Here is a 7,999-nt window from a genome sequence, read left to right as displayed (position 1 = left end):
TGCCGACAAAGGCGAACACCGCAATCTGGAAGCCCGCGAAAAAGCCCATCAGGCCGTTGGGGAACATGCCGCCGTCATTCCAGAGATTGGCCAGCGCAGCCGGACGGCCCGCAGGCGATACAAAGCCCGAGAACACCATCCACAGGCCCACGCCGATCAGCGTCACGATGGCCACGATCTTGATCATGGCGAACCAGAACTCGGTCTCGCCGAACAGCTTCACCGTCAGCAGGTTCAGGCCCAGAAGCAGCAGCACGCAGGCAATGGCGGGCAGCCACTGCGGGATGTCGGGGAACCAGAACTGTGCGTAGCCGGTAATGGCAATCACATCCGCGATGCCGGTGACGATCCAGCAGAACCAGTAGGTCCAGCCCGTGAAAAAGCCTGCCCAGGGGCCCAGCAGATCGGCAGAGAAATCGATGAAGGAGCGGTACTGAAGATTGGACAGCAGCAGCTCGCCCATGGCCCGCATCACGAAGAACAGCATGATGCCGATGGCCATGTACACGAAGACGATGGACGGCCCGGCCAGGCTGATGGTCTTGCCCGAGCCCATGAACAGGCCCGTGCCGATGGCGCCGCCGATGGCGATCAGCTGTATGTGGCGGTTGGTGAGATTGCGTTGCAGATGGTCATGGCCATCCTGGCCCGGCGCGTCTGATGGCTTGCGAGTCATCTGAGGGAAACCTTTGCAAAAGCTGCCGTCGCCACGAACGGCAACGCCGCCGCTGCGGCGCCGGACCGCAATGGCTGGCAGGAAACCTGAAATCCTAGGAGTCGGCAAGGATAAACCAAGCCGGCCTATGCCATCGGGGGTACTGGAATCCGGGCCGGTTCCGGGCAGGCGCATTAAATATGCCCGCCGGAGCGGGCATCAGCCGATGTGGAGCGCATGCAGACGCCGGTGCCTGTCGGGCAAGCGCCTGCAGCTATCGCAACCGTAGCAAGTGGGTGCGCCGACCGAGCCCGCGCTTACAGGCCCAGCATGAGCTGCAGGTTCTGCACGGCGGCGCCGCTGGCACCCTTGCCCAGATTGTCCAGACGTGCGATCAGGACGGCCTGGCGATATTGCTCGTTGGCAAACACGCGCAGTTCCAGCTTGTTGGTATTGGCCAGGGTGTCGGCGGCCAGCTTGTTGTCGTCCGTGGGCGGCAGCACGCTGACCCAGTTGGCGCTGGTGTTGGTCTTGGCGTAATGGCTGGCCAGAGCGTCGTGCAGGTCGGCGGCCTTGGGCGCGCCGGGCAGCAGATCGAGGTGCAGCGGCAGCTGCACCAGCATGCCCTGGGCAAAGTTGCTCACGGCGGGGATGAACACGGGGCGGCGGGTCATGCCGGTGTAGTGCAGGATTTCGGGAATGTGCTTGTGCGACAGACCCAGTGCATAGGCCTCGTAAGGTGCGGCATCGCCGCCTTCGTAGGCTTCGATCATGGTGCGGCCGCCGCCGGTGTAGCCGGACACGGAGGGCAGGCTCACGGGGTAGTCGGCGGGAATCAGGCCAGCAGCCACCAGCGGTGCCAGCAGGGCAATGGCGCCCGTGGCATAGCAGCCGGGGTTGGAGACGCGGGTGGCGTTCTTCACGGCGTCGAGCTGGCCGGCGCGCAGTTCGGGGAAGCCGTAGACCCAGCCTGCGGCCGTGCGATGGGCGGTGGAGGCGTCGATGATCTTGATGGCGCGACCGGTCTCTGCGGTGATGGAGTCCACCATGGCAGCGGTTTCACGGGCGGCATCGTCGTGCAGGCAGAGGATGACCAGGTCCACGCCGGCAATCAGAGAGCGTTTGGCGGCCGGGTCCTTGCGCAGTGCGGGGTCGATGCTGACCAGCTCCACACCTGCGAAATCGACCAGACGATCACGGATCTGCAGACCTGTGGTTCCTGCTTCTCCGTCAATAAAGACTTTTGCCATTGCATTTTCTCCTGCACCGGCGCGCGCATTTCTTGGTTTATATGCCGCTGCCTGCGGCACCATTGCCGCTTTCCGAGCGGTGATTGTCCTTGAATCTCGTCAGGAATGTGCATTGCCTGTCTTTTAGGCAAGTCTTGCGCGAATGGCCCAGTAGGCGTAGCAGCTATTCGCAGTTGTCAGCACATTGCCAGCCGCTGCCTCAATGTCCTTGACTCGTATATAAGACATAAGAAAGTTGCGGGAAGAAAAGATATCGTGTAGGAATAATTTCCCTAAGAAATTCAAGGCATTGCAGCTGTTTCCGGAACACGACAAAGTTGCGTGAAATTGTGGATTTTGCGCATGTTCAGGTGTCGTTTTGCGCGGTGCAGCATGGTACATTCCTGCTCGCCATGTCATATGAACCCGATGGCCAGGCTCCCCCGAGTCGGTGGCAAGCGGGTATTTCCCCTCAGTTCAGAGAGACAAAGTCATGAAGATTCATGAATACCAAGGCAAGGAAATCTTGCGCCAATTTGGTGTGCCCGTTCCCCGTGGCATTCCTGCGTTTACCGTGCAAGAGGCTGTTGAAGCAGCCCAGAAGCTGGGTGGACCCGTGTGGGTGGTGAAGGCCCAGATCCACGCTGGTGGCCGCGGCAAGGGCGGCGGCGTGAAGGTTGCCAAGTCCATCGAGGACGTGCAAAAGCTGTCCGAGCAGATCCTGGGCATGCAGCTGGTGACTCACCAGACCGGCCCCGAAGGTCAGAAGGTCCGTCGCCTGTACATCGAAGACGGCGCCGACATCAAGAACGAGCTGTATGTGTCGCTGGTGACTGACCGCGCCACACAGAAGGTTGCCCTGATCGCTTCCAGCGAAGGCGGCATGGACATCGAGGAAGTGGCCCACTCCACTCCCGAAAAGATCATCACCGAGATGATCGATCCCCTGACCGGCATCACCGAAGCGCAATCGCGCAAGGTGGCAGCTGCCATCGGTCTGGAAGGCAAGTCCGTGGATCAGGCCGTGGATCTGTTCGCCAAGATCTACAAGTGCTACATGGACACCGACGCGTCGCTGGTGGAAATCAATCCCCTGAACTGCGACTCCAAGGGCGACCTGATGGCCCTGGACGCCAAGTTCAACTTCGACCCCAACGCGCTGTTCCGTCACCCCGAAATCGTGGCCTTCCGCGATCTGGACGAAGAAGACGCTGCCGAAATCGAAGCCTCCAAGTTCGATCTGGCCTACATCTCCCTGGACGGCAACATCGGCTGTCTGGTGAACGGCGCCGGTCTGGCCATGGCCACCATGGACACCATCAAGCTGTTCGGCGGCGAACCTGCCAACTTCCTGGACGTGGGCGGCGGCGCTACGGCCGAGAAGGTGACAGAAGCCTTCAAGATCATGCTCAAGAACCCTGAAGTCAAGGGTATTTTGGTCAATATCTTCGGCGGCATCATGAAGTGCGACACCATCGCCAACGGCGTGGTCACCGCCTGCAAGGCCGTGAACCTGAGCGTGCCTCTGGTCGTGCGCATGAAGGGCACCAACGAAGAGCTGGGCAAGCAAATCCTCAAGGATTCCGGTCTGCCCATCATCGCTGCTGACACCATGGCTGAAGCAGCGACCAAGATCGTTGCTGCCGTTAAGTAATACGCCCCGGAGATAGAAACATGTCGATCTTTATCAACAAAGACACCAAGGTCATCACCCAGGGCATTACTGGCAAGACCGGTCAGTTCCACACTGAAAAGTGCCAGGAATACGCGAACGGCAAGAACTGCTTCGTGGCAGGCGTGAACCCCAAGAAGGCTGGCGAAAAGATTTTCGACATCCCAATCTTTGGTTCCGTCAAGGACGCTGCCAAGGAAACCGGCGCTACCGTGTCCGTGATCTACGTGCCTCCCGCAGGCGCTGCTGCTGCCATCTGGGAAGCTGTTGAAGCCGATCTGGACCTGGCCATCTGCATCACCGAAGGCATCCCCGTTCGCGACATGCTGGAAGTGCGCAACAAGATGAAGGCCAAGGAAGCTGCCGGCGGCAAGAAGACTCTGCTGCTGGGCCCCAACTGCCCCGGTCTGATCACGCCTGACGAAATCAAGATCGGCATCATGCCCGGTCACATCCACAAGAAGGGCCGCGTGGGCGTGGTGTCCCGTTCCGGTACGCTGACTTACGAAGCCGTGGCTCAGCTGAGCGAACTGGGCATTGGCCAGTCCTCCGCCGTCGGTATCGGTGGCGACCCCATCAACGGTCTGAAGCACATCGACGTGATGCGCGCTTTCAACGACGATCCCGACACCGATGCCGTGATCATGATCGGTGAAATCGGCGGTCCCGACGAAGCCGAAGCTGCCCAGTGGTGCAAGGCCAACATGAAGAAGCCTATCGTGGGCTTCATCGCTGGCGTGACTGCCCCTCCCGGCAAGCGCATGGGCCACGCAGGTGCCCTGATCTCCGGCGGTGCCGACACTGCCGACGCCAAGCTGGCCATCATGGAAGAGTGCGGCTTCACCATCACCCGCAACCCTTCCGAGATGGGTCGCCTGCTGCAAGGCCTGCTGAAGAAGTAAGCCCGTGCAGAAAGTTCGTGATACCGCGTTGAATTTACGCAGTATTACGAACTGGCAAGATGGGCTTCGCGCCCTACACTGCCTCCACTCTTAAAAGAAAGCGCCGCGCAATGCGGCGCTTTCGTATTCAAAACAGTGGAGTCAACATGGAAATGCTCAATAGCGCCGATTTCTGGATCGGCCTGGTGAAGATCATCTGGATCAACATCATCCTCTCCGGCGACAACGCCGTGGTCATCGCGCTGGCCGCGCGCTCCCTCCCCCCTGAACAGCAGAAGAAAGCCATCATGTTCGGCTCCGGCGCCGCCGTGGTGCTGCGTATCGTGCTGACCGTGGTCGCTGCCAAGCTGCTCGAACTCTCCTTCCTGCAAGTCGTGGGCGGCTGCCTGCTGCTGTGGATCGGCTATCAGCTGCTGACGGGCGACGAAGACGGCGAAGGCGAGTCCAAGGGCCATGGCTCCATGATGACTGCCATCCGCACCATCCTGATCGCCGACCTGGTGATGAGCCTGGACAACGTGATTGCCGTGGCGGCCACCGCCCAGGGCAATATGGTGCTGCTGATCCTGGGTCTGGCCATTTCCATTCCCCTGGTGATCTTCGGCTCCACGCTGATGATCAAGCTCATGGAACGCTTCCCCGTCATCGTCACGTTGGGCGCGGCGCTGATCGGCTGGGTGGGCGGCGAGACCATCGTCAACGACAACCTGCTGCATGGCTACACCATGGCTCACCCCTGGCTGCACTATGTCGCTGCTGCAGCGGGCGCCGTGCTGGTGGTCGGACTGGGCAAGTTCATGCAGGCACGCTCTGCCAAGAAGGAAGTCGCTGCGGCCTGATCGCCCCGACAAGCTCCTCCTAAAAAACGCACCGTGGAAGCACGGTGCGTTTTTTTATGGCTGCAGCGCGGACGACAAACTGTGTGAACATGGCTTCCAACCTTCGTGTAACCCCAGGCTTGTTAGCCTTGTCGCCATGCAGATATCGGAACTTGCCAGCCTGTCGGGTGTGTCCGTGCACGCCATTCGTCACTATGAGAGTCTGGGCCTGATTGCCGCCGCCCAGCGTCCTTCCGGCTACCGCGAGTTCGATGACAGCGTGATCCGCGAGCTGCGATTCATCGCCATGTCGCGGCAATGTGGTTTCTCCCTGGCGCAGATCGCCGAAGTGCTGCCGGCATATCGTCGCAAGACCCTGACGGCGGCCCAGATGATTGCCAGGCTGCAGGAGCGCATTGCCGAACTGGATGCGGAGATTGCCCAGCGGCGCGCACTGCGCAGGCACCTGGTTTCACACATCGCATGGTTTGGCGAGCGCGAGCCGCAGCCAGCCGTCAAGCCAGGATTTCCGCGTGTTCGCGCACGCGGCAGTGACGAGGCCGGTTCATCCGGCAGGAGCAGGAAAAAGTGATGACACCGCAGAACGAGAATTTCGCCCGTGACGTACAGGCCCTGGTGCTTTCCATGCCGGTGGCGCAGCTGCTGCAGCTGCGCTTTGAGCGCATAGAGCCAGGCGAGGTCGATCTCTGCCTGCCCTATCAGGAAAGCCTGAGCTTCAGGCCCGGTCAGTTGCAGGCCACGCCCGTCTTTGCCATCGCGGACTTTGCTGCCGTATCGGCCGCGGGGACGCTGCTGCCGGCTGGCTGGTTCAATGCCACCGTGGACTGCAGCATCAAATACCTGGCGGCGGCCAATGGCACGAGCCTGCTGGCCCGTGGCCGCGTCATCCAGGCCAGCAAGCTGCTGACAGTGGCCCGGGCGGATGTGTTTTCCTGCCGCGAAGGCCGGGAGCTGCTGTGCGCCACCATGCTTGCCACGGCGCGGAATCTGGCTCCCGCACCCCTGGACTGACTTCTGAGCGCAGCGCCCGAGGTTTTTTTGCCCTGACGGCAGGTTTGCAGCAGTCCGAGCCAGCGCCGCCGAGGCAAACTACGCTCCATCATGAAAACCCAGTACTACACCGCTTCCAGCCTGGATGGATTTCTCGCCACCGAAGACGACTCTCTGGACTGGCTGTTTCCCCTGGGCAGCCTGACGGAGTCCAGCTATCCGGGCTTTATTGCGCAGGTCGGTGCGCTGGCCATGGGATCTGCCACCTATGAATGGATGGTCCGCAACGCCGACGCAGTGAAGCAGGAGACTGGCGCAGCATGGCCCTATGCGCAGCCTGCCTGGGTGTTTTCCAGCCGCCAGCTGCCGCGGATTGAGGGTGCCGATGTGCGCTTTGTCAGCGGCGATGTGCAGCCCGTGCTGGCAAGCATGAGGGCTGCAGCCGGCGACAGGAACATCTGGATTGTGGGTGGCGGGGATCTGGCCGGTCAGTTCCATGACGCGGGCCTGCTCGATGAGGTCATCGTGCAGATTGGCTCGGCCACTCTGGGCCGGGGCAAGCCCCTGCTGCCGCGCCGACTGCTGAGTCCCGTGCTGCAGCTGCAGTCCGTGCAGCAGATGGGCACAGGCATGGCAGAGCTGCGCTACACCGTGTGCAAGGCGCCGCAGCCCGGGAATTAAGCGCTGTTTTTGGCAGGCCAGAGCACCGAGGCAATCGCCACCACCATCAGGCAGACAGCGGTCCAGTCCTGCCAGTGCAAGACTTCGCCCAGCCACCAGGCACCCACAAACACGCCCAGCACCGGAATCATCATCACGCTCAGCGTGGAGGCCACGGGCGGCAGGCTGCGGGCCAGATAGAACCACACGGCCTGGGCGAAGCCCAGCACCAGGATGCCATTGAAAGCGATAGCAGCCAGCGCAGTCTGGTCGGGCACATGCCATTGTTTTCGCTCAAAAACAAAGGCCAGTACGGTTAGCACCACGGTGGTGATGGCCACCATCCACAGCGACAGGGTCATCAGCGGTACCGGCGCCTCGGTGCGGCGCAGCAACTGCGTTCCCCAGGCCCAGCCGGCGGCAGCAATCAGCATCAGCATCACGCCCAGGGGCTTGCTGCCCAGAGCGCCAACCTCATGCCACAGCAGCAGCAGCACGCCGGCGAAGGCTGCTCCCACGCCCGCCCAGGCACGCGCACCCAGCCTGTCCTTGAAGAAAAGGCTGCCGAACACGGCCGAGAAGATGGGCATGGTGTAGCCCAGAATCGCCGCACGTCCGCTGGATAGCGTGGGGATGGCGATGATGATCAGGCAGTGCCAGAGCACCATGTTGAACAGCGTGAGCTTGGTCAGTTGGCCCCAGTAGCTGCGGGGTATGGCCAGCGGCAAGCCCTTGCTGGCGACGAAGAGGGCCAGAATGGGCAGGCCTACCCACATGCTGACCATGCGGAAGCTCAGGGGTGGGAAATGCTGCACGCCGAGCTTCATCACCGGCCAGTTCAGGCCCCAGACGATGGTGAGCAAGACGAGGAGGATGAGCTGTTTGGGCGTGAACGAAGGCATGGGGCTGGATTATCTCCCCCGGGATGACTTTCTCCCCCTGTGGCGCTTCGCGCCTTCCCCCTCTCTCTACGCGCTGCGCGCTATGGGAGGGGGACGACAGCCTCGCTGCGGGGCGGCGGGGCCGCCCAGGCCCTTGCTCGCTGTCTCTCT

Annotated in this window: 9 protein-coding genes; 6 read left to right on the top strand and 3 right to left on the bottom strand. The window is 61.7% G+C overall.

What is annotated here, in order from left to right:
- Nucleotides 1-676 (bottom strand): amino acid permease (locus ACLBXN_RS16405; RefSeq protein ID WP_447612836.1); only part of this gene is annotated, 676 nt, incomplete at its 3' end.
- 296 nt (nucleotides 677-972) lie between these two features.
- Nucleotides 973-1,905 (bottom strand): N-acetyl-gamma-glutamyl-phosphate reductase, encoded by a 933-nt coding sequence (gene argC / locus ACLBXN_RS16400; RefSeq protein ID WP_447612835.1) that lies wholly within the window; start codon nucleotides 1,903-1,905, stop codon nucleotides 973-975.
- Between the two features lie 472 nt (nucleotides 1,906-2,377).
- Here argC and sucC point away from each other — a divergent pair, with 472 nt between their 5' ends.
- The 6 genes from sucC (at nucleotide 2,378) to ACLBXN_RS16370 (ending at nucleotide 6,968) form a co-directional block, all read left to right on the top strand.
- Nucleotides 2,378-3,538 carry an ADP-forming succinate--CoA ligase subunit beta gene (gene sucC, locus ACLBXN_RS16395; protein WP_003060063.1) on the top strand — a complete coding sequence of 387 codons (1,161 nt, stop codon included), beginning with the start codon at nucleotides 2,378-2,380 and terminating at the stop codon, nucleotides 3,536-3,538.
- Nucleotides 3,539-3,558: 20 nt separating this feature from the next.
- Complete coding sequence (sucD, locus tag ACLBXN_RS16390; protein ID WP_003060065.1) at nucleotides 3,559-4,458, top strand: succinate--CoA ligase subunit alpha; 900 nt, start codon at nucleotides 3,559-3,561, stop codon at nucleotides 4,456-4,458.
- 146 nt (nucleotides 4,459-4,604) lie between these two features.
- Nucleotides 4,605-5,297, top strand: coding sequence for a TerC family protein (locus ACLBXN_RS16385; protein WP_256629295.1), 693 nt, complete (start codon nucleotides 4,605-4,607; stop codon nucleotides 5,295-5,297).
- A gap of 136 nt (nucleotides 5,298-5,433) precedes the next feature.
- A complete protein-coding gene (locus ACLBXN_RS16380; RefSeq protein WP_447612834.1) occupies nucleotides 5,434-5,868 on the top strand; it encodes a MerR family transcriptional regulator in 435 nt (144 codons plus the stop codon).
- Nucleotides 5,868-6,308, top strand: coding sequence for a PaaI family thioesterase (locus tag ACLBXN_RS16375; protein WP_447612833.1), 441 nt, complete (start codon nucleotides 5,868-5,870; stop codon nucleotides 6,306-6,308). The genes ACLBXN_RS16380 and ACLBXN_RS16375 overlap by 1 nt, the downstream gene beginning before the upstream one ends.
- Before the next feature lie 90 nt (nucleotides 6,309-6,398).
- Nucleotides 6,399-6,968: a dihydrofolate reductase family protein gene (locus tag ACLBXN_RS16370; protein WP_211458184.1), complete on the top strand. Its 570-nt coding sequence runs from the start codon at nucleotides 6,399-6,401 to the stop codon at nucleotides 6,966-6,968.
- Here ACLBXN_RS16370 and ACLBXN_RS16365 read toward each other — a convergent pair.
- Nucleotides 6,965-7,849: a DMT family transporter gene (locus tag ACLBXN_RS16365; RefSeq protein WP_447612832.1), complete on the bottom strand. Its 885-nt coding sequence runs from the start codon at nucleotides 7,847-7,849 to the stop codon at nucleotides 6,965-6,967. The two genes, ACLBXN_RS16370 and ACLBXN_RS16365, sit on opposite strands and share 4 nt — an antisense overlap.
- Nucleotides 7,850-7,999: the final 150 nt, after the last annotated feature.

It is taken from the genome of Comamonas sp. C24C, from assembly GCF_053345995.1.
This window is presented reverse-complemented; position numbering and strand designations above follow the sequence as displayed.